A 26,256-nucleotide genomic window follows, 5' to 3' on the forward strand; every position below is an offset into this window, starting at 1 on the left:
GGCATGTCGAAATGCGATACGCTATCTCCGAAGGCAACGAACCGATCATCGTGGCATGCGGGTGCACATCCGCTTTTCCCCGGTCGGTGCAAGGGACAGGATATGGGCGACAAGATCGCGCTCGTCGAGGCGGGCGGCACCAAGTTCATTGTCGGCGTCGGCGATACCTCGCGGCAAATCCATGCGCGCACCCGCATCGAAACGACGCGCCCCGAGGACACGATCCCCGCCGCGGTCGAGTGGCTCCGCGCGCGGGGAGGCGACTATGCCGCAGTCGGCATCGCGAGCTTTGGACCGCTCGACCTCGACCGTGCGTCGCCTACATGGGGCCGTATCACGCGCACCGCCAAGCCGCATTGGAGTGGCGCCGATATCGCGGGGCCGTTCGCGCGCGCGTTCGGCTGCGCGGTCGCAATCGACACCGACGTCAATGGTGCCGCACTCGCCGAATGGCGTTGGGGCGCCGGGCAGGGCGCGGCGACGGTGCTCTATCTGACCGTGGGAACCGGCATCGGCGGCGGCGCGGTCGTCGGCGGTCGGCTCATCCACGGCCTCAGCCATCCCGAGATGGGCCATATCCGTATGCCGCGGCATCCCGCCGACGCGGACTTTCCCGGTCATTGTCCTTTCCACGGCGACTGCCTGGAAGGGCTTGCGGCCGGTCCGTCGATCATCGCGCGGTGGGGCGTTTCGCTGTCCGACCTTTCCGCCGACCACCCCGCGCACGACATCATTGCCTGGTATCTCGCGCAGGCGAGCCAGACCTTTCGCGCTGTTCTCGACCCCGCGCGCATCATCCTTGGCGGCGGCGTCATGAGCACGCCGGGCCTGCTGGATCGGGTCAGGGCTCATGTCGGCAGACTGTGGGGCGGCTATTTTCCCGGAAACCCCGACGATATCATCGTTCCGCCTGCTCTTGGCCCCGACACCGGCTTGCTCGGCGCGCTCGCACTCGTGCGCTGACCTTGCTGGCCGCGCCGGAACGCCGGTGCCCGAGGGGGCGGCTTAGTGGCATGCCTTCCATCCCGGGCCACGGACGGCGCGTCCGGGGGTGGCCCCGCTCGGTTCGCCATTCGTCAGGACGGCCACGCCGTTGACGTAAACATCGCGCATTCCGACGGCATATTGATGCGGCTTTTCGAAGGTCGCACGGTCAGCGACGGTTGCCGGGTCGAAAATCACGACATCGGCAAAATAGCCGGGCCTGAGCGCGCCGCGCTCTCGAATGCCAAGGTTGGTTGCGGGCAGCGACGTCAGGCGGTGGATCGCTTCTTCGAGCGAGATCAGCTTCTCGTCCCGGACATAGTGGCCAAGCAGGCGTGCGAAATTGCCGTAGGTGCGGGGATGCGAGCCAGATTTCAGAAAGACGCCTTCCGCCGATTGGGACGCGGCATCCGACCCGAAGCTCATCCATGGGAGCTGGACCTGCTTCCGAACATTGTCCTCGGACATCAGGAAGTAGACGGTGCCAACGCGCGATCCGTCCTCGATCACGAGGTTCATCGCGGTTTCTTCGGGCGATGTGCCGCGCATCGCCGCGACCTCGGCAAGGGTCTTGCCGGTCAGCGGTTTCAGCGCCTCGCTCTTGAAGCCGGTCAGGATCATCTTGTCTGCGCCGGCGCCCAGATAGAGATTCTCCCAGTCGCTGCCGGGTTTCTGCATTTCGGCGGCTACCTGCGCGCGCGTCGCGGGGTCTTTCAGCCGTTCGATCCAGGCTTCGAGCCCGCCCGATTGCACCCAGGTCGGCATTGCGGCGTCAAGCCCCGTCGCGCCTGCGGTATAGGTGTACATGTCGGTGGTGATGCGCAGGCCGTCGGCGCGCGCCGCTTCGATCTTCTTCACGACCGCGTCGAACTTGTCCCAGTTGCCGCGGCCCGCCATCTTGAGGTGATAGATTTCGGCCGGCGCGCCCGAGCGGCGCGCGATATCGATCAGTTCGTCGACGGCCTCTTCGAGCCGGTCGCCTTCGGATCGCATGTGACTGATATACATGCCGCCGCACTGTCCGGCTTCGCGCATCAGGGCAACGAGTTCGTCGGTTTCGGCATAGGAGCCGGGCGCGTAGATGAGCGAGCTGCCGACGCCCAGCGCGCCCTCGTCCATCGCCTGTCGGACGAGCAGCTGCATCCGGTCGAGTTGTTCGGGTGTCGGGTCGACATCGTCTTCGCCAAGCTCGTGGACACGGACCGTCGCGGCACCGACGAAGCTGGCGACATTGGTCGCGATTCCTCGCCTTTCCAGATAGGCCAGATAGTCGCCGAGGCTTGTCCAATCGATCCGGTACTTGATGTCGCCCTGCCGCTCGGTCTCCTGCGCCTTCATCGTCGCGTTGAGCGGACCCATCGACCAGCCTTCGCCCATCACCTCCAGTGTGACGCCCTGGCGGATGTCGCTCTGACTGCGCGGGTCGGCAATCAGCGATTCGGTCGCCCAGCTCAGCATGTTGATGAAGCCCGGTGCGACTGCCATTCCGCGTGCCGATATCTCGCGCTTCGCCGACCCTTCGACCCGGCCAACCGCGACGATGCGATCGCCCCTGATTGCGACGTCGCCGGTGACGGGCGGTGCGCCCGAGCCGTCATACAGGGTGCCGCCGCGAATGATCAGGTCATAGGGCGGGGCGGCGGGGCGGGCCGCGACGGGCGCCGCGACCAGCAGCATGCCGCCGAGCAGCATGGCGCGAAGCGGGAGGCGCTCAACCATGGAGGCTCATCAGCGAGTCCATGAGGCCGTCGTCGGCGCTGGAGCAGACCCCCAGTACGAGTGCTTCCTCGCACCCTTCAGCGACCACATAGGCGTGGCCCATCGACGAATCGATGTAGATGCCCTGACCGACTTCGAGTGTGACCGGGTCGTAGAATTCGCTGTGCACTTCGATCCGTCCTTCCAGAACATAGATGAATTCCTCGCCCTGGTGATGAACGAGTTCGCCGAATTCGCTCGCGCTGTGGGCGCGGATGCGCGTCAGAATGGGGATCATCCGCTTCTGGCGCAGGTCGGTGCAAAGATAGTGATAGTCGTAATTGTCGGTCGTGACGCGCGCGGCGCGCTCGATCGTTCCGATGCTGCGGCGGCCGGTCACGCGCGGTGCGGCATCCTCTTCATCCTCGGCGAACAGGTCCGACATGCGAATCTGGAGTCGCTGGCTGAGCTGCTGGAGCTTGTCATAGCTCAGCGTCAGCCGGTCGTGTTCGACCTTTGACAGCGTCGAGACGGGTATGCCCGATTTCGCGCTCATTTCCTTGAGCGTCCAGCCGTTCCGCGCGCGAATGCCTTTCATCACCGCGCCGAGCGTCGGCGGGCTTGATCGGTCCGCCATCAGTTTTTCCATTCCAGGTTTGACAATTTTCTAATCAGGATCATTATGTCCCCATCGGGCCAACGGATGTTGGCCCCTTGGTAAGGGTTCGCGCGGTTCGCTGCAAGGGTCAGAGAGCGCGCCGGCAAAAAGGGGGACGATGATGCAATTCATCCACAAGCTGATGGTCGGGCTGGCCGCGCTCGCTGCGGTGCCGCTGGCAGCGCAGGGGCCGGTTCCGGCGCCCGCGACGAAAAAGGCGGAGGTACCGCCATTGATCGCGGCAAAGCCTGTGCAGACCGCGAATCTGACCCGCACTGACCTTGAGGCCTTCCTTGACGGCTTTCTCCCCTATGCGCTCGAACGCGCCCGTATCCCGGGTGCCGTCGTCGTCGTCGTGCGCGGCGATCAGGTCGTGCTGGAAAAGGGTTATGGCTTTGCCGATGTCGCGAAGCGCAGGCCCGTCCTGCCCGAGACAACGCTTTTCCGTCCGGGATCGGTGTCGAAGCTCTTCACCTGGACAGCGGTGATGCAACAGGTCGAGGCCGGCAAGCTGGACCTCGACAAGGATGTGAACAGCTATATCGACTTCAAGATTCCGGCCTATCAAGGCAAGCCGATCACGCTGCGCAACATCATGACGCACACGGCGGGCTTCGAGGAGTCGGTCCGCTACCTGATCAGCAATGATCCCAAGGCGGTCATGACGCTGAAGAAGCAGATGCCGTTGGCGTTGCCCGAACGGGTCTTCGCGCCGGGAACCACACCTGCCTATTCGAACTACGCCACCGCCCTTGCCGGCTATATCGTCGAGCGCGTCAGCGGCGAGAGTTTCGACGATTATGTCGACAACCATATCTTCAAGCCACTCGGCATGACGCATGCAAGCTTCCGTCAGCCGCTTCCCAAAACGCTCGTCGCCGATATGGCGAGCGGATATCCCGACATCACCCAGAAGGCGCGACCCTTTGAAATCGTGATTCCGGCGCCGGCGGGCAGCCTGTCGGCGAGCGGCGCCGACATGGGCAAGTTCATGATCGCGCATCTGAACGACGGTGCCGGCATACTGAAGCCCGAAACCGCAAAAATGATGCATGATTACAAGGCGCCTGGCGTCGGTCCGCTTAACGCCATGGCGCTCGGCTTCTACGAACAATGGGTCAACGGTCACCGGGCGATCGCGCATGGCGGCGACACCGTCTGGTTCCATTCCTATCTGTGGCTGTTCCCCGATGCCGATGTGGGCGTCTACATCTCGATGAACAGCCCCGGCAAGGAAGGGGCGGCGGGTGCGATCCGCAGCGCATTGTTCCATAAATTCGCTGACCGATACCTGCCCGGAACCGAGGCGCCCGGCCAGGTCGACGCGAAGGCCGCCAGGCAGCACGCACAGATGATGGCCGGCAATTATGTCACCAGCCGTGGTTCGTTCACCAACTTCATGAGCCTGTTCGGCCTGCTCGGCCAACCGACGGTCACGCTGACCGAAGAGGGCAAGATCAGCGTTCCGGGGCTTGATGGCCTGGGGGCCGGCGCACGCGACTGGGTCGAGGTCGAGCCGTTCGTATGGCGCGATACCGGCACCGGCGAACGTCTCGCGGCCGAAGTCAGAGACGGCCGGATCGTGCGCTGGAGCCTCGATGCCGGGTCGCCCTTCATGGTGTTCGAGCCCGCCCCTGCCGGGATCAACGCGGCCTGGCTGAACGTGGCGCTGATCGCTGCCATCGGCATCGCATTGCTCGCCGCGCTTGCATGGCCGGTGCGCGCACTGGTCCGGCGCAGCTTCAAGGCGGATTTCGCGCTCACCGGCCAGGCGCGCCGCGCCTATCGCCTGTCGCGCCTGTGCGCGTGGCTGATACTGGTCGCGCTGGCCGGCTGGGTCGTACTGGTGGTCGCCTTCACGCTCGATATCGGCAGCATCGGCGGTCCGCTCGACTGGCTGATATATCTGCTGCGCGTCCTGACGCCGGTCGCGACGTTTGGCCTGCTCGGCACGGCGGCATGGCATCTGTGGCTTTGCGTCAGGGACAAGCGCCGCTGGACGATGAAGCTTGGTGCGGTGCTGCTGCTTTTCGCCGGCGCGGTGCTGACGTGGGTCACGCTCGCCTTCCATCTCTATGGCTTCGGGATGGTCTATTGATGGCAACGCAGAGCACGCGCGAACTGACGCTCGACCTTCGGGTCGAGCGTTTTCCCTATCACCAGCCGTTCCGCATTTCGGGTCATGTCTTCACCGAGACCGCCTTGCTTGTCGCGGAGTTGTCCGACGGCACGAACGTCGGTCGCGGCGAGGGGGCGGGAGTATATTATCTCGGCGACGATATCGACCATATGCTGGCCGAGGCGTCGCGCGTTCGCGACCCGATCGAGCGGGGGGCAAGCCGGCAGGACCTCCAGGCCCTGCTGCCGCCCGGCGGCGCGCGCAACGCGCTGGACTGCGCTTTCTGGGATCTCGAGGCAAAGCGGACCGGGCGGCCGGTATGGGATCTGGCCGGCATGGGACCGCCAAAAGCCTTGCGCTCGACCCTGACGCTGGGCGCCGATGGCCCGGGCAACATGGCGAAGGCATCGCTAGCGCTCGACCCCGAGGCTCCGGTGAAGGTCAAGCTGACGGGCGATCTGTCGGATGACATCGCGCGCGTCGTCGCGATCCGAACCGCGCGCCCCGATGCGTGGATCGGGGTTGATGCGAATCAGGGCTATTCCATCGCGACGCTTGCCGAACTGCTCCCGGTTCTCGTCCAGATGGGCGTGGCGCAGCTCGAGCAGCCGCTGCCCCGCGGGCGCGAGGCCGATCTCGACGGGCTGAAGCGCCCGCTTCCCTTCGTTGCCGACGAAAGCGCGGTGACGCTGGGCGATACCGCCTCGCTTGTCGGCCGCTTCGATGTCGTGAATATCAAGCTCGACAAATGTGGCGGGCTTACCGAGGGTTTGGCGATCGCGCGGCAGGCGCGCAAATTGGGGCTCGACGTGATGGTCGGCAACATGATGGGAACCAGCCTGTCGATGGCGCCATCCTATCTTGTCGGCCAGCTTTGCGACATCGTCGACCTCGACGGACCGACCTTCCTCGCGCGCGATCGCGAACCGGGCGTCGAATATCGCGGCGGCATGATCCACTGTCCTGCAGAAATTTGGGGCGAATGACGAATTGATGTCCTAAATGGGTTGACAATTTTCTGATTAGGACAATAGTCTCTGAATTGCAATTTTGGGAGGTAGAAACGGAATGGCATTGTCATTCCCTGTGACGCGCCGTGCGATATTCGCGGGCGCGGTCGGGGCCGCTTTGTCCGCGCCGATGATCAACCGGGGCGCCTTCGCTTTCGCGGCGGCGCCTGCGCAAAGCTATTCGCGCCGCGCCATCGACCTCGTCGCAGCGTCGCTCGTCATCGACATGCTGGCTCCGCTCAAGATCACCCTGTCGCCCGATTATATCGCACACCGGCTGACCGATGCCGAAGCGGCAGAGTTTCGTGGCAGCGGGATCACCGGCTTTCACAACGCCTATGGCCTTGGCGGTCCCAACGCGAAAGCGCAGGCGATGGAATATCTCGCCGGCTGGCAGGGGTTCGCGGGGCGCAACAGCCATGTCTTCACGCTCGTCGACGATGCGGCCGATCTCGATCGCGCCAAGAAGGATGGCAAGTGCGCCGTCATCATGGGAATCCAGAACGCCGACCAGTTCGAGAGCGCGGAGGATGTCGCGCTGTTCCGCCGCCTCGGGCTTCGCTGTGCGCAGCTGACCTACAACAGCCAGAACCGCATCGGATCGGGAAGCACCGACCGCGTTGACGGCGGAATCAGCGATTATGGCGCGGCGATCATCGCGGCGATGGAAAAGGCGGGCATGCTCATCGACGTGTCGCATTGCGGCGACAGGACGACGCTTGATGCGATCGCGATCGCCGGCGGGCCGATCGCGATCACCCACAGCAACGCCCGTGCCCTGGTCGACCATCCGCGCGTCAAGACCGACGAGGCGATCCGGGCATTGGCGGCAAAGGGCGGCGTGATGGGCATCACCGGTGTGCGCATGTTCGTGCGGGCGACCGATCCGACGGATGTCGGGCATATGGCGGACCATATCGACCATGTCGCAAAGCTAGTGGGGATCGACCATGTCGGCATCGGGTCCGACGCCGATCTCAACGGCTATGACGACATGAAGCCCGACGAATATGCGCTGCTGAAGGCAGGCTACAAGGACAGCTACGCCTTTCGCGACAAGATCGACATCGACGGCTTTGATCACCCCAAGAAGGTCTTCGACCTGACGGAGGAACTGATCCGTCGCCGCTATTCCGACAAAAACATCAAGGCCGTGCTCGGGGGCAATTTCCGCCGCCTGCTTGGCCAAGTCTGGGGGTAAGACGATGAACAAGGGATTTTTGATTGCAGGAAGCCTGGTCGCGCTGGCGACCGCGATGCCGGCTTGGGCCGACGAAGCCGCGGGGGAGAATGAGAACGACATCGTCGTCACCGCGCAAAAGCGCGAGCAGCGCCTGATCGATGTCCCGCAGTCGGTGAGCGTCGTGTCGGGCGATGCGCTGGAGAATGTCCAGGCCACCAACTTTTCCGACTATCTGAAGCTCGTGCCGGGGCTTCAGCTCAACCAGACGACGGCCGGTTTCGGCCGCCTCGTGCTGCGCGGCGTCAATACCGGCGGCGTGGCATCGACGGTCGCGGTCTACCAGGACGAAACGACCTTCGGGTCGAGCAGCGGCCTCGTCAACGGCGCGATCCTCGCGGGCGATTTCGATACCTTCGACATCGAACGGATCGAGGTTCTGCGCGGGCCGCAGGGGACCATCTATGGCGCCAGCTCGATGGGCGGCGTCCTCAAATATGTGACGCGCAAGCCCGAGACGGGCGCGTTCGAAGTCCGCGCCCGCGGCAGCGTCGAAACGGTCAAGGGCGGCGATGAATCCTATCTGGGCAGCGCGGTCGTCAATGTCCCGCTGGGTGACACGTTCGCGGTCCGCGCATCGGGGTTCTACCGCGACTTCGGCGGGTTCATCGATTCGATCGGGACCGGCGGATCGGATATCGAATCGGACATCAACAGCTCGAAAAGCTATGGCGGGCGCGCTTCGGTGCTGTTCAAACCGAGCGAGGGCCTTTCGATCCAGCTTAGCGCTTATCTTCAGAATCTGAAGACCCATGCCTCGAACAGCGTCGACAGTGACCCGTCGACCGGCCGAACGCTCTACGGTCGCCTCTCTCAGTCGCAGTTCGTGCCTGAATTTACCGACGTCCGCTACCGCGTCTACAGCGCGGTCGTCGATGCCGACCTCGGTTTCGCCAATCTGGTGTCGGCGACAAGCTACAGCACCCTGTCGCAGTCGTTCCGTGGTGACCTGACGCCGCAGTTCGGGGGGCTGATCGAGGCGATCTTTGGCACGCCGAACGATTTCTATCAGGGGCAGCTTACGCGCGTTCGGCGCGTTTCGCAGGAAATCCGCCTCCAGTCGCCCGAAAGCGACAGCTTCGAATGGCTCGTCGGCGCCTATTATACCCGCGAGAAGGGGGTCATCGATCAGACATACAACGCGGTCCAGCCGGGGACGCTGACCCCGGTTGCCGGGCTGCCGCTGCTGGGCGTCGCAACGCTGAATTCGCGCTATCGCGAACTGGCAGGTTTCGCGAATGCGACACTTCACCTTGGCGAACGCTTCGACCTGACTTTCGGCGGCCGCTACAGTGGCAACCGGCAGGTGGCGAACCAGGTGTCGGACGGCATTCTTGCGGGAGGGCTCATCGTCCTGCCCGATACCCGGTCGTCCGAAAATGTCTTCACCTTCTCCGTCGCGCCCCAGTTCGAAATCAGCGATCAGGCAACCGTCTATGCCCGCGTCGCGAAGGGGTTCCGGCCCGGCGGCCCGAACGTCCTCGCGCCGGGAGCTCCGGACGAACTGCGTTCCTACGCCTCGGACTCGCTCGTCAGCTATGAAGTCGGCGTCAAGGCGGAGACGGTCGATCGCAGCTTCTCGATCGACATCGCCGCGTTCCACATCGACTGGAAGGACATCCAGGTCTTTGGCCTCGTCAACAATTTCGGGATCAACTTCAACGGCGGCAAGGCGAAGAGCGACGGTCTGGAATTCACGACCACGCTGCGCCCGACCGATGGCCTCAGCTTCTCGCTCAATGGTGCCTACACCAACGCGAAGCTGAAGGACGACACGCCGGCGCAGGTCGGCGGCCTGACGGGCGATCGCCTGCCCTATACGCCCAAATACAGCATCGGCGCCAACGCCGACTATGAATGGGCGGTGGGCGGCGAGACCAAGGCCTATGTCGGCGCGTCGGTGCGCAGCCTGTCGAAACAGCCTGCCGGCTTTGATTTCGCTTTCCGCAGCATCAATGGGCGCCAGCGCTATCTGCCGTCCTATGAGGTGGTCGATCTGCGTGCGGGGCTCGACTTCGGGAAATATTCGCTCGAACTCTATGCGAAGAATCTGACCGATGCCGAGGGCAAGACCTCGCTGGAGGCGCCGGCGAATATTCCGCTCGGCGCCGCGGGGACCGCGGTCATCCGGCCGCGCACCTTTGGCGTAACACTGACAGCCGGCTTCTGACGGCCGGATAGGAGACGAATGACCATGGCCACCGTGCTGCAACGGCGTGCAGACGCCGAACGGGAGGGTGTACCCACGCTTCCGCAGCCCTACCTGCTCTTCCTCGGCGACACCAGCGAGGCGGGCTATGCGAAGACCGCTTTCGGCCTTGCCGACTGGGCGGGTGACCGCTGCGTCGGCGAATGGTCGATCGCTGGCTGCACGGTCACCACCGGCCTGCCGCGCCTGTCGCCAGCCGACGCGGCGGCGGCCGGTGCGCGGTCGCTGGTGATCGGGGTTGCGAACCAGGGTGGCATCATCGGCGAGCGCTGGGTCGCCGTTCTGGTCGAGGCGATGGAGGCCGGACTCGATATCGTCAGCGGGCTACACACCCGGCTGGCCAACATTCCGGCGCTGGTCGACGCGGCGCGGCGGACCGGGCGGCACCTGATCGACGTTCGCACGCCGCCGCCCCTGATTCCGGTCGGTAACGGTCGCAAGCGGAGCGGCAAGCGGCTGCTGACCGTCGGCACCGATTGCGCGCTCGGCAAGAAATACACTGCGCTCGCGCTGCACCGGGCCTTCGTCCGGCGCGGCGTCGATGCCGACTTTCGCGCGACCGGCCAGACGGGCATCATGATCGCGGGAGGTGGAATGCCGATGGACGCGGTCGTTTCGGATTTCGAGGCGGGAGCTGCTGAAATGTTGAGTCCCGACGCGCCTGATGACCATTGGGACCTGATCGAAGGGCAGGGGTCGATCTTCAACCCCGCCTATGCTGCCGTATCGCTCGGCCTGCTCCACGGCAGCCAGCCCGATGTGTTCGTCGTCTGCCACGATCCGACGCGCAAGGTGATCCTTGGCATGGAGAGCTTCGCGCTGCCGACGGTTGAAGACGTGATCGACCTGACGATCCGCCTCGGCAGCCGGACCAACCCCGCGATCCGCTGCGGCGGCATCAGCCTCAATACCGCAAGTTTCGATGCCGACAGTGCCGAAGCGCTGATGGCGGCCGAGCGCAAGCGGCTGGGGCTGCCGGTCAGCGATCCGATCCGCGGAGGCGCAAGCTTCGACGCACTCGTCGAAAACATTCTCGCGTGATGGTGGGCGATCCGGGCAGCAGGTTGAGTACGGACCCTAACTGGTTTCAGCGCTTCCTGCTGCCCGGCTTCGCGCTCAAGGCGGTCATCATTGGCGGCGGTTACGCCACCGGGCGCGAGCTGGCCGAATATTTCGTACCGTCCGGGCCGTGGGGCGGGCTGGCCGCGATGGCGCTGGCGACGCTGATCTGGAGCATCGTTGCCGCATTGACCTTCGCGCTGGCGCGCCAGTTCGGCGCCTATGATTACCGGGCCTTCTTCAGGGGGCTGCTCGGCCCCGGATGGATCGCGTTCGAGGGCGCGTATCTGGTCTTCGTCATCCTGATTCTCGCGGTGTTCGGTGCCGCGGCGGGAGCGATCGGCGCGGCGACCTTCGGCTGGCCCGAATGGGCGGGCGCGGTGCTGCTTGCGGCCGCGATCGTTGCGGTCGTCACCAGGGGGACCGGAGTCGTAGAGCAGATGTTCAAATATGTCTCGATCCTGCTGTACACGGTTTACGGCCTGTTCCTGATCCTCGCGCTTGCGAGCTTCGGTGGGCTGATCGGACAGGGATTTGCCAACGCTCCGCCGCCGTCGGGCAACTGGATGGCGGGTGGCATCACCTATGCGAGTTACAACATCGTCGGGGCGGTTGTGATCCTGCCGGTGCTGCGGCACCTGACGAGCCGGCGCGACGCGATCGTCGCCGGGTTGATCGCCGGTCCGTTGTCGATGTTGCCGGCGATCCTGTTCTTCGTCGCCATGATGGCCTTCTATCCCGCGATCGGTGCCGAGACCTTGCCGTCGGATTTCCTGCTCCGCCAGATGACGGTGCCGGGCTTTCACATCCTGTTTCAGGTGATGATCTTTGCCGCGCTGCTCGAAAGCGGTGCGGGGGCCGTGCATGCGATCAACGAACGTATCTCGGGCGCGCTCGAAAGCCGGGGGCGCCCCGCGCTGACCGCGCGGGCCCGCGCTATCATCGGCGCCGGCATCCTTGCCGTCTGCATGTTCGTCGCCGGCGAGATCGGCCTCGTCGATCTGATCGCCAGCGGATACCGCTTCCTCGCCTGGCTGTTCCTCGCGGTCTTCGTCGTCCCGCTTCTCACCATCGGCACATGGCGCCTGCTGCGCCGCCAACCCGTCACCACCATGGAGACTCCGGCATGAAATCGATCCGCCTGTTCGCCCTGTCGCTGATGCTGTCGGCCGCGACGCCGGTTTGGGCCGATCCGCCCGCCGATATCGGCGAGAGCGTCGAGGCACTGCGGCAGAAGGTCGGCGCGCCCGGCGTATCGATCGCCATCGTCGAGGATGGCAAGACGACGTTGTCGCGCGGCTGGGGCGTGCGCAAACTCGGCGAGAAGGCGCCGATCGACGCGCAGACGATCTTCCAGACCGGTTCGACCGGCAAGGCGATGACCGCCGCCGCGCTCGCGGTGCTGGTCGATGAAGGCAAGATCGCGTGGGACGATCCCGTCATCAAGCATATGCCCTGGTTCCGCATGTACGACCCGTGGGTCACGCGCGAGATCACCATTCGTGACCTGCTCGTCCACCGCAGCGGGCTGGGGCTGGGGCAGGGCGATCTGATGTTCGTGCCGCGCACCAACCTGACGCGCAAGCAGACGGTCGAGCGCGTCGCCTATCTCAAGCCCAGGACGAGTTTCAGATCGGCCTATGCCTATGACAATATCCTCTATGCCGTCGCGGGGCAGTTGATCGAGGACGTCACCGGCCAGCGCTGGGAGGATTTCATCCGCGCGCGGGTACTCCGGCCAGGCGGCATGAAGAATGCGACCAGCGACAGCGAGGAGCGCTTTGCCGTTGCCAACCGCAGTTGGCCGCACGCGCGCCTGTCGGGGCCGTTGCGTGGGCTCGGCGATCAGCAGGCGCTGAACGAACGCGACGAGCTTGGGCGCAACGGCGCGCCGGCGGGCGGGCTGGCGCTTAGCGCCAACGACATGGCGGCGTGGCTCAAGATCCAGCTCGCACATGGCGCACTGCCCGATGGCAAGCGGCTGTTCAGCGAGAAGCAGGCCGCCGAAATGTGGGCGCCGGTCATCCCGATGCCGATCACCCAGCTACCCGACCAGCTCAAACCGGCGCAACCGATGCAACAGGCCTATGCGCTTGGCTGGCAGGTGCAGGACTATCGTGGCCATCGCATCATTTCGCATGGCGGCGGTGTTTTCGGCTCGATCACCCGGGTCGTCATCATTCCTGACAAGAATGTGGCTTTCGCGATCATGATGAACAGCGAGGAGAGTGGGATGCTGCTCGGCCTCACCTACGAGCTGCTCGACCATTATCTGGGAGAGCCCGACTATGGCTGGACCACCAAATGGCAGGATTGGTATGCGGCGCGACTCGAAGGCGGCAAGGCGTTCCTTGAACAGAAGGCGGCGTCACCGGCCAAATCGGGTCCGTCGCTGCCACTTGCGGGCTACGCCGGGCGCTATCGCGATCCCTGGTATGGCGATATCGTGATCGGACAGGACGCAAATGGCCTGACGATCGACTTCACGTCGACGCCGCGGATGGCGGGACGACTCAAACATTGGCAGTATGACAGCTTCGTCACCGGCTTCGACGATCCGGCGATCGAGCCCGCCTATGTCACGTTCGCGCTCGACGCCGACGGCAAGGTCACCGACGTGACGATGAAGGCGGTGAGCCAGATCGCCGATTTCAGCTGGGACTATCACGACCTCGACCTGAAACCCGTGGAGGACAAGAAGTGAAGCGTATCGCGATCCTGCTGACGGCGACGGCGCTGTCGGCCTGTTCAACCGGCGGCAACGCGCCGAAAGGTCCGGAGGCACCGTTGCACAGCCGGATGCTGGTCCTCGACACGCACCTCGACACACCGCTGCATTTCGAGCGAGCGGGCTGGAACTTCGCCGACCGGCACGCGCTCGCCGATGACATGGCACAGATCGATATCCCGCGGATGAAGGACGGCAATCTCGATGGCGGCTTCTTCGCCATTTACACCGAACAGGGACCGCTCACCGCGAAAGGCTATGCCGACGCGCTGGCGTTCGCGCGGAAGCGGTCGGACCTGATCGACCGGACGATCGCGGCGAATTCGGGTGCGATCGCCCCCGCGCTGACGGCGGCTGATGCGCTGCGGCTCAATAAGGAAGGCAAGCTGATCGCTTTCAAGTCGATGGAGAACAGCTATCCGCTCGGCGAGGATCTGTCGCTGCTCAAGGAATTCTACGACAAGGGTGTTCGCCTGGCGGGGCCGGTGCATTCGAAGGACAACCAGTTCGCCGACAGCGCAACGGGCGAGGCGCGCTGGAATGGGCTGAGCCCGCTTGGCAAAGAGTGGGTTGCCGAGATGAACCGGCTCGGCATCGTCATCGACGCGAGCCATGCGTCGGACGCGGCGTTCGACCAGATCCTTGCGCTCTCGAAATATCCGATCCTGCTTTCGCACTCCAGCTTGCGGTCGGCCTATAATCATCCGCGTAATCTGGACGAGGCGCGGTTGAAGGCGCTTGCTGCGAAGGGAGGCGCGATGTGCATTTCGACGATCTTCCTGTCGGAGATGAACATGTCGCCCGCGCGCGCCGACCTGTTCGGCAAATATGAGCATATCGGCAGCATGACCCCGGCCGAGCAGGCCGACCTCAACCGCCGCTGGCGCGAACTCGACAAGACCGAGGCGTTATGGGCGGCCGGCTTCGAGGATTATATGAAGATGGTTCTCCGCGCTATCGAAGTCGGCGGGGTCGACCATATCTGCTTTGGGGCCGACTGGGATGGCGGCGGTGGCCTTCAGGGTATCGAGGATATCGCCGCGCTGCCCAAAGTCACCGACCGGCTGAAGGCCGCGGGCTATTCGGACACCGATATCGAAAAGATGTGGAGCGGCAACATCCTGCGCGTACTCGCGGCGCAGGGGAAATAGTCAGGCCGCCGCCGCCAGTTCGGCGGTCAGCTCGACCTCGATCACCATGACCATCTCGCCAAGCTTGGCCGCAAGGATGGCGGCTTGCGGAGGGTCGAGACCGGCGACGGCGATCTCGACCCTCAGATGTTCGCGCAGATGACGCATCCGCATCGTCGACGGCACGATCGCGCGCTGCGCGAAGAAGCCGGCTATGCGCGGCAGTGACCCCGGATCGGGGGTCGCATCGATCCGGAATCGATGCATCAGGCCGCGACTCGTTCGGCGCAAGCAATCGCCTCTTCTGCCATCTCGTCGGCCACGACAGCGGGCGAGCGCCGCTCGCGAGCCGCGCGATCGAGCAAGGCTGCGACCCGCGGCGCGATGGCCGATACGCGCGCTTCGACGGCGTTTTCGTCCTCACCCAGATATTCCGCCGAGACATTGATGATGCCGCCGGCATTGACGACATAGTCGGGCGCGTAGGTGATGCCGCGATCCATCAACAGGTCGGCGACGTCGGGCGACGCGAGTTGGTTGTTCGCCGCGCCGCAAACGAGTTTCGCCCGGAGGCCGAGGGCGGCGGCGCGGGTCAGCGCCCCGCCGAGGGCGCAGGGCGCGAAGACATCGGCCTCGACAGTGGCGATCTCGTGGCTATCGACCACCCTTGCGCCGTGGACCGCGGCAAGCCGGTCACGCCGTGTCGGATTCGGGTCGGCGATGATCAGGCGTGCACCGACGTCGGCGAGGCGGCGGCAGAGGTCGGCGCCGACATTGCCGGTGCCCTGGACCGCTACCGTCAAGCCGGCGAGGTCGGTGCTGAGTGCAAAGCGCGCCGCGGCCTGCATCGATTCGAAAACGCCTCTTGCGGTCCAGGGCGACGGATCGCCCCCTGCGCGTCCGGCGGCGGATGGCAAGCCGGCCACATGGCGCGTCGCGCTGGCGACGTCCTGCATGTCGGCAACCGTGGTCCCGACATCTTCGGCAGTGATGTAGGCGCCGCCGAGCGCCTCGACCGCGCGGCCGAAGGCGCGGAAGAGGGCGACGCGGTCGAACGCGCCTTCGGGTTTGCGGAGCACCGCCTTTGCGCCTCCGAGCGGCAGGCCGGCGAGCGCGTTCTTGTAGCTCATGCCCTCGGCCAGGCGGATCGCGTCGGCCAGTGCATGATCGAGATCGGGATAGCTCCACAGCCGGCATCCGCCGGCGCCGGGCCCCAATGTTCGCGAGTGAATCGCGATGATGCCGTCGAGCCCGCTGCCGAGATCATACAACCGCACGCATTCAAGCGGTGGGGCGAGGCGGGTCGGACGTGAAACCATGACATCTCTCCTGTTGGACACGGCGGCAATATGTCGCTCCATTGCGGAGAAAACTTGCTCGATTTTCGCGATGCCGTGAGATATTCAGGAGTATGAAACCGGAATTTCGGTAATTTGGGGATGAAATGACCGATCTTGACCCATTCGAGATGAAAATCCTCCGCGAGTTGCAACGCGATGCCAGTCTGACGACGGCCGAGATTGCGGAGCGCGTCGGGCTGTCGGCGTCGCCGTGCTGGCGGCGGATCGACCGGCTGGAGCGTGACGGCTTCATTCGTAAACGGGTCGCGCTGGTCGACCGGCGCAAGGTCGGGCTGAACGCGCATGTTTTCGCGCAGGTCAAGCTGAACGCCCATGGTCGCGCGAATCTCGATGAATTCAGCGCAACGATCCGCGGCTTTCCGGAAGTCCTCGATGCCTATGTCCTGATGGGCACGACCGATTTCATGCTGCGCATCGTCGCAAAAGACATCGACGCCTATGAACGCTTTTTCTTCGATCAGCTCAGCAAACTGCCGGGGGTGCAGGAAATCAACTCGACCGTGGCGCTGTCGGAAATCAAGGCGACGACCGAATTGCCCCTGTCCTGATCGGATTTCCCCGCGGATGTTGCATTTGGCGAACGGCGATAAAATATTGGGGGTATGGCGCGGCAGACTTGTTTTCATATCTTCGAAACGACGGCGGGTGTCGCCGCGTTGGGCTGGAATGAAACCGGCGTTTCTGCCTTGCGCCTGCCGGCGGCGACGGCCTTTGCGGCAGAGCGCGCCCTGACCCGGCGGTTTCCGGCAGCACATCTCGCCCTGCCTTCGCCGCCGGTCCAGTCGGTCGTCGATTCCGTGGTGCGCTATTTTGCCGGCGACAGGGTCGATTTTGCCGACGTGCCGGTCGATCTGGGTGTGCAGGAGCCCTTTTTTCGACAGGTTTACGCATTTGTCCGTACTCTGGGGTGGGGTGAGACGACGACCTATGGCGCGGTTGCCAGGGCCCTTGGCGCCGGCCCGGAATTCGCGCGTGATGTCGGACAGGCGATGGCGAATAATCCGGTACCGCTGATCGTTCCCTGCCACCGTGTGATGGGAGCGGGCGGCAAGATCGGCGGATTTTCGGCGCCCGGCGGATCGATGTCGAAAGCGCGCATGCTCGAACTTGAGGGCGTGGTGATCGATCCCGCTTCGGTCGCAAAAGGGGCGGTGCGTGCGGACGACGCGCAGGCGGGTTTCGACTTCTGAAGACCACAACCGTGCTTCGATACCTGCCGATCGAAGCGATCAGTCGCAGCTTTCGCGCGGCTCGGCGCGCGCTCTATTGTCAATTATATTAATTGAGTTATTTCAGGCGTTGCGGGACGTAAGCCGAGTCGACCGAATTTCATCCGAGCGACCAGAGGAGCGAGCCATGGCCACCCTTGCCCAGACCCCCGATATCTTCGACGCCGCGCGTGCGCTTGGCGTCGCGATCCTGCCCGCGACGCCCACGATTGGCGCCGAAATCAGCGGGCTCGACCTTGATCGGCCGTTGTCGTCGGAAGAGGGCGACCTGCTGCGCGCGGCCTGGCTGCGCTTCAAGGTCCTGTTCTTTCGCGACCAGGATATCAGCCATGAAAGCCATGTCCGGCTCGGCCGTTTTTTTGGCGAGCTTGAAGGGCATCCGGTTATTCCGTCGGTAGAGGGCTATCCCGAGATATTGCGGATCGAGGGTGTCGAGGGCGTACAGCTTTCTGCCGAGACGCTTGCGCCATTTCAAGCCTACAACAAATGGCACACCGACGTCACGTTTCGCGAGCGACCGTCGATCGCGTCGATCCTTCGCGCGCGGCACCTGCCCCCGCTTGGTGGCGATACGATGTGGGCCGATGCCGCCGCCGCCTATGTCGGCCTGCCACAGGCGGTAAAGGACCGCATCGACGGGTTCGATGCCGAGCATGACATCGTCCGCAGCTTTGGCGGACGGGTGAGCGAGGAAAAACGTGCGCAGCTCGCGCGCGATTTTCCGCCGGTGCGACATCCGGTCGTGCGTATCCACCCCGAAACGGGCCAGAAGATCCTCTACGTCAACTTTACCTTCACGACGCGAATCCTCGGACTTCCCGAGGATGAAAGCGACAGCCTGCTTCGTCTGCTCTTCGACCGGATCAAGGTTCCCGAATATCAGGTCCGGTTCCGCTGGACGCCGAATGCGATCGGAATCTGGGACAATCGTTCGACCCAGCATTATGCCGTCGGCGACTATTGGCCCGAATATCGTGCGCTTGAGCGCGTCACGGTGTCGGGCGACGTCGTTACGCGATGAGGATGATCGAGGCTCAGCTCCATTCGCCGCGCCCGCGATTCCGGACCGCGACACGCGTTGCGATCGTCGGCGCAGGCTTTTCGGGTACGATGCTGGCGCTCAACCTGCTTGAACAGGCCGATGTCGAGGTACTGCTGATCGAGCGCGACCGGCACCGGATGGGGGCGGGGGTGGCTTACAGCAGCAGCGAAAGCGCGCATCTGCTCAACGTGCGTGCGGGCAACATGAGTGCGTTCGCCGATCGCCCCGATCATTTCTGTGACTGGCTGGCAGCCCGCGGGCTCGGCTGTGACGCGGCATTCGTGACGCGATCGACCTATGGACGCTATCTGCGCGAAACGCTGGCGGAGGCGATGGAGCGCCACGGCCGGCGTTTGAAGCTGGTCGATGACGAAGTCCTCGACATCGAGGAGCGCGGCGGACAGGTCACGCTGGGCCTCGTCAACGGCGGACTGATCGAGGCCGACCGCGCGGTGCTCGCGATCGGTAATCTGCCGCCGCATGATCCGCCCGCGCTCGCCAGCGCGCATCTGCCCTCGCATCGCTATATCGGCGATCCGTGGGCGAGCGCCTTCGAAGATGGTCTGCCCAACGACGCGCCGGTGCTGGTGATCGGAACGGGGCTGACGGCCGTCGACGTGATCCTGCGGCTGGTGGCTCATGGGCATCAGGGATCGATTACCGCACTGTCGCGGCGCGGCCTGCGCCCGCATCGTCATGTCGACGGATTGACGCGCCCACGGCCGGTACTCGCCAGGCCTGCCCCTGAACTGTCCGACCTTGTCGGGTGGGCGCGGACCGAAGCACGGACGCAGGACTGGCGGCTGGTCGTTGATTCGATCCGTCCGATCACGCAAATGATGTGGGCATCCGCCGATGCGACCAAGCGCGCGCGTTTCCTTCGCCACTTGCGGCCATTCTGGGATGTCCATCGCCACCGGCTCGCGCCGGAGGTGGCCGATCGCATCGATGCGCTTCTCAACGCGGGGCAGCTTGGCTTTCGGGCCGGCAAGATCGCAAATGTCGCGGTCGAACGCGACGCGCTGGCCGTCGCATGGCGTCCGCGCGGCGAGACGGAGCCGACGGTGACACGGGCGGCACGGGTGATCAATTGCACCGGGCCGCAGGGCGACCTGCTCCGTTCGACCGACCCGCTGGTGAAGCGCATGCTCGCCGCCAAACGCATCCGCCCCGATGCGCTGCGGCTGGGGCTCGATATCGACCGCGACGGGCATGTCGTCGATGCCCGCGGCGCGGCGTCCGAACATATCCTCGCGATCGGTCCGATGACGCGCGGGGACCTTTGGGAAGTCATCGCGGTTCCCGATATCCGCATCCAGGTCGGGGCGCTCGCACGCCGTCTTGTCAACGCGCACTGGACCGGCGGCGAAGGGCTCTGAACGCATGCCCGTGCCTTCGCGGCGCCGGCTCGTCGATCCAGCCATCCGAAAAATATTCGCGCGATGTGCATCCGCGGGCGCGCCTGATGTCGTCTAGTCCCTGATCGGTGTTCGCGCCGGTCCGGCGGCGGCTCCGCGCGCATCGTTTTCCGTTTCCCCGTTTGCGGATGACGATGCGTCTTGCCGGGAGTCGCCGCCTGTGGTTTCACCATGCCATCGGGCATGAAGGAGGATGATGATGACCTATCTGCTCGCCGCGACCGCCGCGGCTGCTGCCGTACCGGCAACGGCGCCCGCCGCCGTCACCGTGCCGGTAACCCCTGGCCAGTCGATCAGCGCGGCCGAAGTCGCCGCCTATATCGATCCGCGCGAAATCGCGTCCTTTCTGCCGCCGCCGCCGCCGACCACCGAAATGGTCGCGATCAGCGACAGCTTCTTCAATCTTCTTGAGAATATCACGATGGTGGCGCTGTTCGTGATCGGTTTTTTCCTGCTTGCGCGCCTGCTGCACGCCTGGATGCTCCACCGGTCGATCCGCCGCGCGCTCGAGGCGAAATCGGACTCCGCGCTGGCGATGATCGACAAGCTCAACAAGCCGTACGAACATATCGGATTTACTCGCACGGGTGACGTCGGAGGCGACGATCGCAATGGGCTGGTGCTGATCGCGCTGGGACTGGCAATGGCAGGCTTCGGCTTGATTCAGGGGCATGAGCAACTGATCCGTATCTCGGCAGGCGCGGCGCTTTTTCCCGGCTTTGTCGGGGCCGCGCTCCTCTATCGCCGGCGCCTTGCCCGCGCCGCCGCTGCCGAGGAGCGCACCGCTGCGTGACACGGCCGGCAGTTCCGATGAGGACGAAGCTCTCAACCAGCGTGTCGCGGCCGGGGATCGTGCGGCCTTCCAGCTCCTCGTGCTGCGGCACGAGGGGCGGCTGCGCAGTTTTCTGGCGCGCGTCGCGGGCGGAGATGCCGACGACCTGGCCCAGGAAGCGTTCGTTCGGGCGTGGCAGCGCGCGGGCGATTATCGCGGCGAGGGGAGCTACGCGGGCTGGATCATCGGGATCGGCTGGCGGCTCTTTCTCGACCAGCGGCGCACCGCGCGGCGCCGCGAAGCGCTTGGTGCGCGTGATGACGCCCCGACATCGACGGACCCGCGCGGCAGCGCCGACGCGGCGATCGACGCCAACAGGCTGCTGGCCGGCCTTTCGGCGCAGGAACGCGCGGCGCTTACGCTCTGTTTCGGCCATGGCTGGTCGCACGGTGAGGCTGCCGCGATCATGGGCGTGCCGCTGGGGACGCTCAAATCGTTGGTCTTGCGCGGGCGGGCAAAGGCGCAGAAGATGATCGCGGAAGGAGCGCAGCGATGACGCCGCCGGACGAGAGCGAGATCGAGACGATGCTGGCGGCCATGCTCGCGCCGCCCGAACGGCCGGGCGACCGCGTCTTCACAGCGCGCGTTGATCGGGCGATCGACGTGCAGGCCGCGCTGGTGCGTGCCGAACGCCGGTTCTGGCGTAGCTTCGCTTTCGAGGCGCTGGCGATCGGCGCGCTACTCGCCGCGTTGTGGCTCCTGTCGTCGTCGTCGCTGCTCGCCCCGCTCGCGGGATCGGCACAGTGGGGCCTGGCGCCGCCCCTGTTGCTGATCCTCGCCCTCTGGTTCGTGGGGACGCAGCGCCTGCGTCAGACCTAGCCGATCGGCTGATCCTCGCCCTCGATGCCCTGATATTTGAGCTGGAGATACCGTTCGCGGGTGGCGAGTTTGTCCAGTTCGCCCGCGGCAAGGCTTCGTGCCGCGTCGCCGATTTCGCGTTCGAGCATGGTCAGTCCGCCCACGAGGGTTTCGTCTGGGGTGCGGCCGGCGTGTGCTTCCTTGCGGAGGCCCGCCGGGATGCGTTGATAGCCTGCGACGAGTTCGGGGAGATCTTCGCCAACGAGCTTGCGGATGTTCGCCGCCGCCGGGCTGGCGGCATCGAGCGTCTGGAGCTGCGGCGCCAGCAGGTCGAGCTGGACGCCGATGCCGTCGACAAGCTGGCGCGCGGGTGCGGGCAGCGCCGGGCGCTGCGCCTCCAGCCAGATTTCGGTGCGGCCGGCGAGCTGCTTGAGATCGGCCTTGGGCAAGTCCTGTTGGCGCGGTTCGGGAAAGGGCGGCCATTTGCCGAACAGCACGGCGACGCCGATCAGCAGCACGAACAGGGCAAGGAGCCCGGTGAATCCGAGCGGCTGGATCAGCGCGCCGAACACGGCGGCCCCGATGAGCACGATACCGCCCGCGATCAGGACGCGGCCCAGCTTTTTGTACAGATGCTGACGGCGCAGCGCGACGCTCTTCGTACCGATCGGACGGCGGCGTTCGCGCGATCGCTCGATCGCCGACGTGGCCGAAAGCCGAACCTTGTCGACTTCACTCATGCTCATCGGTCCTAGCCTTCGAGCGCGGCGAGCGGACTGTCGGCACCGCCGACGCTTGCCTGCGCCTGGCTCGCGCCCTCGGCGCGCGCGATATAGCCTTTCGACTTGGCGACCTCGCCCTCCAGCGAGGTCACGGTCGTCTTCATGGTGTCGAGCGCTTTCAGCTTGAAGGTGTCGATCGCGTCCATCGTATCGTAGATATTCTGGAAGGCGCGGCTCAGCGTTTCCATCGGGATCGTGCTCGACGCCGCCTGTTCATGGATACGGGCGGTGTTGTCCTTCAGCATCTTGGACGTGCCGTCGATGATGTTCGCAGTCGTGGTGTTGAGTGCCGTGATCTGCTCGAGCACCAGCTTCTGGTTCGTCATCGCCTGTGCGACGGTGATCGCGGTCTTGAGCGCGCCGACGGTGGTCGTGCTGGCGCGGTCGACGCCCTTTACCAGTTCGACATTGTTCTTCTTGACGAGGTCGAGCGCGAGATAGCCCTGCACCGTCACCGCCATCTGGGTCAGCAGGTCCTGTGTGCGCTGGCGCGCATAGAACAGCGCATTTTCGCGGATGATCTTGGCCTTCGCGGGATCGGACCCGTCAAGCTCGCCCGCTTTCGCCTCCAGCCTGGCGTCGAGCGTGCCGGCGATGTGGATCATCTGTTCCAGCTTGCCCATCGATTCCCACATCTTGCGGCGCTCGACGTCGATGGCGGCATTGTCCATCAACAGCTCGTCCTTGCCGTTGGCAAGCGCGGTCAGGATGCCGCCGATGTGCGTCTGCGCGCTGCGATACTGGGCGAAGTAGTTGTTGATCTTGCTTCCGAAGATCTTGTCGAGGAAACCGCGCTTCGACAGCAGCTTGCCGTTCGCCGACGGGTCGAGCCGTTCGACCGTGGTGCGAAGTTCGATCAGGCTCTGGCCGATGTCGGTATCGCGGTCCATCGCGCGGATCGGGCGATCGAGAAAGCGGTTCGAATGGCTCGCCGCCTCCAGCATTTCCTTGCGGCCCATGTTGGTGATCTGGTCGACGCGCTTGCCGAACTCGGGGGAGTTTTCATCCTGCGCGACCAGGTCGTCGATGAAGCTGTCGACGCGCTCCTCAAGCTTCGATTTCTGGTCGGTCGACAGCGGCACAAGACCCGCGGCCTTTTCGGGGGCCACGGTGGGGACAGGCTCGGGCGGCGTCAGCGTCAATGTCTCGGATGCGGTCGCCGTCACGGTCTCTTCGCTCATTCCAGTTCCTTCCAACCTCCAAGTCGACCCTGGCCTTCATCCTATATGGCATGTGCATCTGTATTGTTCAAGCACTACACCTCTGCGGAACGCGCCAGCCCCGGCGCGATCCACGCGGAGATGACGAGCTGCGCCATATGATAGACGAGGATCGGGACGAGTACCACGCCCGCGATTGCGGGGGGAAACAGCGTCGCGGCGAGCGGCGCCCCCACGGCGATGCTCTTTTGCGCGCCGGCAAAGAGCAAGGTGATGCGGTCGGCGTGACGCAGGCGGAGCACGCCGCCGAGCGCCCATGCGCCGCCAAAGGCCAGCGCCAGCAGGGCCGCGACCGCGGCGAAGGCGACGCCGATCTCGCGGGCGTCGAGCTGGTGCCAGATGCCGCCGACGACCGCCGCCGAAAAGGCGACATAGACCGCGATCGCGATCGAGGTTCGATCCATGAAGGTCGCCGCGCCGCGATGCGCGAGAACCCATGGGCGCAGCCAGCGCTGGACGAGCTGGCCGGCGATGAAGGGCAGCAGCAGGATCGCGACGATACGCAGCGCCGCCGCGCCGTGGATGGCGCCGGCGCTGCCCGCGAGCGCCGCGAACAGAAGCGGCGAGGCGATCACGCCGACGAGATTGAGCAGCGCCGCTGCGACGACGCTGGCGGCGACATTGCCGCCGGCCATGCTGCTTGCTGCGGTCGCCGACTGGACGGTCGAGGGGAGGATGCCGAGAAAGAGGAAACCAAGCGCCAGCGTCGCGGGCAAAAACGGCGCTGTAACCGCCTGTGCCGCGACGCCGAACAGCGGCATGGCGAGGAAGCAGAAGGCAAGGTTGGCGCCCTGCAGTTTCCAGTTGCGGATGCCGTGCAGCACTTCGTCGCGTGGCAGGCGCACGCCGTTCAGGAAGAAGAGCAGGACGATCGCCGCCGTCGATACGCCCTGTGCGACCGGCACGGCCGCACCCTCGACCGGCAGAAGGCTGGCGAGCAGGATGGTGGCGAACAGCACCGGGACGAACCGGTCGGGGAAGATACGGGCAAGCATGCGGCGATGCGATGGCTGGGCGCGGGACGCTTGGCAAGCCCGTCCATCCGATCGCCCGGTATCGCTCGACTCGGCGCGATGGCGCGCTAAAGGGCGGCGATGACCCGCATCCTCCTGCTCGCCGCGCTTCCCGAAGAGAGCGATGCCCTGTTTCCGGGCGAAGGCGTGCGGGACGATGGTGCTTTCGCCGTCCGCCGCCTCGTCGCGCATGGCCATGACCTTGTCATCGCCACCTGCGGGCTCGGCAAGGTCAATGCGGCGCTTGCGGCGGGTCTGTTCGGGGCCGACGCCGATTTGCTGTTGATGAGCGGTACCTGCGGATCGGTCGGCGCCGCGCCGGGCGCCTATTGGCTCGCCGAGGCGGTGCAGCATGATTATGGCGCCGCGCACCCAGGGTTGTTCCGCCGGTATCGTGCGGGGGCGTGGCCGATGGGCGAGCCCGGCGAGGTGCATTTTACCGCCATGGGCGATCCGGGCCTCGGCTTGCCGCACGCGCGCATCGCGAGCGGTGACAGCTTCATTGCCTGCCCCGATGCCGCCAGCGGCCTAGCGCGCGATCTGGGCGCAACGCTGGTCGACATGGAGGTCGGCGCGGTCGCGCAGGTGGCGGCGCGGCTCGGCAAACCCTGGGCGGCGGTGAAGGCGGTGACCGACGATGCAGATGATGCGAGCGGGCATGATTTTCAGTCCAATCTCGTTCGTGCGGCGCGTGCTGCTGCGTGCGAAATTGAAAAGCTGATCGGATTGTTCTGACCGTTCCGCGCCCGTCATGGCTGTGCTAGATCAGGTCCCGTATCGGACTAGGGAGAGGTCGCCATGCGGTACAGATATTCACTGGCTTTGTTTGCGGTCGGCGCAATCGTTGCGGCGCCATGGGCGTATGCGGCGGGCGGCGGTGGCGGAGGCGGCGGCGCGATGCCCAGCCAGAGCGCGCCTGCCTATGATCCGACGGTCGATTACAAGAAGGGTGCCGATGCCTTTGCGTCGGGCAACTACGCCGACGCAGCGAAGGCCTTCAAGAAGGTGGTCTCGGCGGTGCCGAAGAATCCACAAGCGAACTATCTGCTCGGCGCGAGCTATATGGCGCAGGGAGATTTCGCCCATGCCGTAAAGCCGCTGGAGGCGGCGGTACGCTATGACGAGAAGATGGTCGAGGCGCGCCGCGATCTCGGCATCGCGCAGGCGAAGCTTGGCAAAAGCGAAAAGGCGGCCGAACAGTTGGGGGCGCTGAAGGCGATACAGGAGAGTTGCGGCGGTATCTGTGCCAATGCCGCGAAGCTCACCGACGCGATCGCCAAGGTCGACGCGGCGATCGCGGCCGGACCGCAGGCGCAAAGTGCGGTCGAGCCCGAGGTTCGGCTGGCATCGGCGGGGTCGCTCGATGCTACCTATGTTGCCGCGGTCTCGCTGATCAACGAACATCGCTATGAACAGGCGATCGCGACGCTGGACCAGGCATTGTGGGCGGCGGGTCCGCATCCCGACGTGCTGACCTATCTGGGCTTTGCGAACCGCAAGTTGAAGCGGTATGACAAGGCCGAATATTATTACCGGACCGCGCTGGACATCGCGCCGACGCATCGCGGCGCGCTGGAATATTATGGCGAGTTGAAACTCGAACGCGGCGACGTGGCCGGCGCCCGGGCCAATCTGGCGAAACTGGAGGGCATTTGCGGCTTTGGATGCCACGAGGTCGATGAACTTCGTCGCTGGATCGTGGAGGGGCGCTCATCCGCAACCTGAT

25 protein-coding genes are annotated in these 26,256 nt (G+C 65.0%); 18 read left to right on the plus strand and 7 right to left on the minus strand.

From position 1 onward, the window contains the following. Positions 1 to 102 precede the first annotated feature (102 nt). Positions 103 to 963 carry an ROK family protein gene (locus tag JNM03_RS01520; protein ID WP_294033898.1) on the plus strand — a complete coding sequence of 287 codons (861 nt, stop codon included), beginning with the start codon at positions 103 to 105 and terminating at the stop codon, positions 961 to 963. 42 nt (positions 964 to 1,005) lie between these two features. On the opposite strand, the gene JNM03_RS01525 is transcribed toward JNM03_RS01520, so the two are convergent. Both JNM03_RS01525 and JNM03_RS01530 read right to left on the minus strand, forming a co-directional pair. Further along, complete coding sequence (locus JNM03_RS01525) at positions 1,006 to 2,703, minus strand: amidohydrolase family protein (RefSeq protein ID WP_294033899.1); 1,698 nt, start codon at positions 2,701 to 2,703, stop codon at positions 1,006 to 1,008. Beyond that, a complete protein-coding gene (locus tag JNM03_RS01530) occupies positions 2,696 to 3,319 on the minus strand; it encodes a helix-turn-helix domain-containing protein (RefSeq protein ID WP_294033900.1) in 624 nt (207 codons plus the stop codon). Before JNM03_RS01530 ends, JNM03_RS01525 begins: the two co-directional genes overlap by 8 nt. A 139-nt stretch (positions 3,320 to 3,458) precedes the next feature. On the opposite strand from JNM03_RS01530, the gene JNM03_RS01535 reads away from it, so the two are divergent. The 8 genes from JNM03_RS01535 (at position 3,459) to JNM03_RS01570 (ending at position 14,856) form a co-directional block, all read left to right on the plus strand. Continuing rightward, positions 3,459 to 5,438 carry a serine hydrolase gene (locus JNM03_RS01535; protein ID WP_294033901.1) on the plus strand — a complete coding sequence of 660 codons (1,980 nt, stop codon included), beginning with the start codon at positions 3,459 to 3,461 and terminating at the stop codon, positions 5,436 to 5,438. Next, entirely contained in the window at positions 5,438 to 6,445 is a 1,008-nt protein-coding gene (locus JNM03_RS01540) for a dipeptide epimerase (protein ID WP_294033902.1), read from the plus strand. The genes JNM03_RS01535 and JNM03_RS01540 overlap by 1 nt, the downstream gene beginning before the upstream one ends. An 82-nt stretch (positions 6,446 to 6,527) precedes the next feature. Next, positions 6,528 to 7,670 carry a membrane dipeptidase gene (locus JNM03_RS01545; protein ID WP_294033903.1) on the plus strand — a complete coding sequence of 381 codons (1,143 nt, stop codon included), beginning with the start codon at positions 6,528 to 6,530 and terminating at the stop codon, positions 7,668 to 7,670. A 4-nt stretch (positions 7,671 to 7,674) separates the two neighbouring features. Continuing rightward, a complete protein-coding gene (locus JNM03_RS01550) occupies positions 7,675 to 9,879 on the plus strand; it encodes a TonB-dependent receptor (RefSeq protein WP_294033904.1) in 2,205 nt (734 codons plus the stop codon). An 18-nt stretch (positions 9,880 to 9,897) separates the two neighbouring features. Further along, positions 9,898 to 10,959 (plus strand): DUF1611 domain-containing protein, encoded by a 1,062-nt coding sequence (locus JNM03_RS01555; RefSeq protein ID WP_294033905.1) that lies wholly within the window; start codon positions 9,898 to 9,900, stop codon positions 10,957 to 10,959. Beyond that, positions 10,959 to 12,107, plus strand: a complete 1,149-nt coding sequence (locus tag JNM03_RS01560) for a hypothetical protein (RefSeq protein WP_294033906.1) — start codon at positions 10,959 to 10,961, stop codon at positions 12,105 to 12,107. Before JNM03_RS01555 ends, JNM03_RS01560 begins: the two co-directional genes overlap by 1 nt. Next, on the plus strand, positions 12,104 to 13,681 hold the full coding sequence (locus JNM03_RS01565) for a serine hydrolase (protein ID WP_294033907.1): 1,578 nt from the start codon (positions 12,104 to 12,106) through the stop codon (positions 13,679 to 13,681). Before JNM03_RS01560 ends, JNM03_RS01565 begins: the two co-directional genes overlap by 4 nt. Then, positions 13,678 to 14,856: a dipeptidase gene (locus JNM03_RS01570; RefSeq protein WP_294033908.1), complete on the plus strand. Its 1,179-nt coding sequence runs from the start codon at positions 13,678 to 13,680 to the stop codon at positions 14,854 to 14,856. Before JNM03_RS01565 ends, JNM03_RS01570 begins: the two co-directional genes overlap by 4 nt. Here JNM03_RS01570 and JNM03_RS01575 read toward each other — a convergent pair whose 3' ends face one another. Next, positions 14,857 to 15,102 (minus strand): hypothetical protein, encoded by a 246-nt coding sequence (locus JNM03_RS01575; RefSeq protein ID WP_294033909.1) that lies wholly within the window; start codon positions 15,100 to 15,102, stop codon positions 14,857 to 14,859. Then, a complete protein-coding gene (locus JNM03_RS01580; RefSeq protein ID WP_294033910.1) occupies positions 15,102 to 16,154 on the minus strand; it encodes a Glu/Leu/Phe/Val dehydrogenase dimerization domain-containing protein in 1,053 nt (350 codons plus the stop codon). The genes JNM03_RS01575 and JNM03_RS01580 overlap by 1 nt, the downstream gene beginning before the upstream one ends. A gap of 125 nt (positions 16,155 to 16,279) precedes the next feature. On the opposite strand from JNM03_RS01580, the gene JNM03_RS01585 reads away from it, so the two are divergent. The 7 genes from JNM03_RS01585 to JNM03_RS01615 all read left to right on the plus strand — a co-directional run bounded on the left by JNM03_RS01585 (position 16,280) and on the right by JNM03_RS01615 (position 21,536). Further along, positions 16,280 to 16,744, plus strand: coding sequence for an Lrp/AsnC family transcriptional regulator (locus JNM03_RS01585; protein WP_294033911.1), 465 nt, complete (start codon positions 16,280 to 16,282; stop codon positions 16,742 to 16,744). 54 nt (positions 16,745 to 16,798) lie between these two features. After that, positions 16,799 to 17,386, plus strand: a complete 588-nt coding sequence (locus tag JNM03_RS01590) for a methylated-DNA--[protein]-cysteine S-methyltransferase (protein WP_294033912.1) — start codon at positions 16,799 to 16,801, stop codon at positions 17,384 to 17,386. A gap of 166 nt (positions 17,387 to 17,552) precedes the next feature. Continuing rightward, a complete protein-coding gene (locus JNM03_RS01595; RefSeq protein ID WP_294033913.1) occupies positions 17,553 to 18,446 on the plus strand; it encodes a TauD/TfdA family dioxygenase in 894 nt (297 codons plus the stop codon). After that, positions 18,443 to 19,846, plus strand: coding sequence for an FAD/NAD(P)-binding protein (locus JNM03_RS01600; RefSeq protein ID WP_294033914.1), 1,404 nt, complete (start codon positions 18,443 to 18,445; stop codon positions 19,844 to 19,846). The genes JNM03_RS01595 and JNM03_RS01600 overlap by 4 nt, the downstream gene beginning before the upstream one ends. Before the next feature lie 232 nt (positions 19,847 to 20,078). Next, positions 20,079 to 20,678 carry a hypothetical protein gene (locus JNM03_RS01605; protein ID WP_294033915.1) on the plus strand — a complete coding sequence of 200 codons (600 nt, stop codon included), beginning with the start codon at positions 20,079 to 20,081 and terminating at the stop codon, positions 20,676 to 20,678. After that, positions 20,638 to 21,213, plus strand: a complete 576-nt coding sequence (locus JNM03_RS01610; RefSeq protein ID WP_294033916.1) for an RNA polymerase sigma factor — start codon at positions 20,638 to 20,640, stop codon at positions 21,211 to 21,213. Before JNM03_RS01605 ends, JNM03_RS01610 begins: the two co-directional genes overlap by 41 nt. Beyond that, on the plus strand, positions 21,210 to 21,536 hold the full coding sequence (locus JNM03_RS01615; RefSeq protein WP_294033917.1) for a hypothetical protein: 327 nt from the start codon (positions 21,210 to 21,212) through the stop codon (positions 21,534 to 21,536). The genes JNM03_RS01610 and JNM03_RS01615 overlap by 4 nt, the downstream gene beginning before the upstream one ends. Here the strand turns inward: JNM03_RS01615 and JNM03_RS01620 are convergent. The 3 genes from JNM03_RS01620 to JNM03_RS01630 form a co-directional block, all read right to left on the minus strand. Next, positions 21,533 to 22,255 (minus strand): hypothetical protein, encoded by a 723-nt coding sequence (locus tag JNM03_RS01620; protein ID WP_294033918.1) that lies wholly within the window; start codon positions 22,253 to 22,255, stop codon positions 21,533 to 21,535. The two genes, JNM03_RS01615 and JNM03_RS01620, sit on opposite strands and share 4 nt — an antisense overlap. Before the next feature lie 11 nt (positions 22,256 to 22,266). Continuing rightward, positions 22,267 to 23,478, minus strand: coding sequence for a toxic anion resistance protein (locus tag JNM03_RS01625; RefSeq protein WP_294033919.1), 1,212 nt, complete (start codon positions 23,476 to 23,478; stop codon positions 22,267 to 22,269). Positions 23,479 to 23,552: 74 nt separating this feature from the next. Then, positions 23,553 to 24,512 (minus strand): bile acid:sodium symporter family protein, encoded by a 960-nt coding sequence (locus JNM03_RS01630; RefSeq protein ID WP_294033920.1) that lies wholly within the window; start codon positions 24,510 to 24,512, stop codon positions 23,553 to 23,555. A gap of 99 nt (positions 24,513 to 24,611) precedes the next feature. Here JNM03_RS01630 and JNM03_RS01635 point away from each other — a divergent pair, with 99 nt between their 5' ends. Beyond that, on the plus strand, positions 24,612 to 25,265 hold the full coding sequence (locus JNM03_RS01635) for a purine phosphorylase (protein ID WP_294033921.1): 654 nt from the start codon (positions 24,612 to 24,614) through the stop codon (positions 25,263 to 25,265). Between the two features lie 63 nt (positions 25,266 to 25,328). Next, positions 25,329 to 26,255 (plus strand): tetratricopeptide repeat protein, encoded by a 927-nt coding sequence (locus JNM03_RS01640; RefSeq protein ID WP_294033922.1) that lies wholly within the window; start codon positions 25,329 to 25,331, stop codon positions 26,253 to 26,255. Position 26,256 lies beyond the last annotated feature (1 nt).

Origin of the sequence: Sphingopyxis sp. (genome assembly GCF_016793825.1) — a bacterium.
Classification (GTDB): domain Bacteria; phylum Pseudomonadota; class Alphaproteobacteria; order Sphingomonadales; family Sphingomonadaceae; genus Sphingopyxis.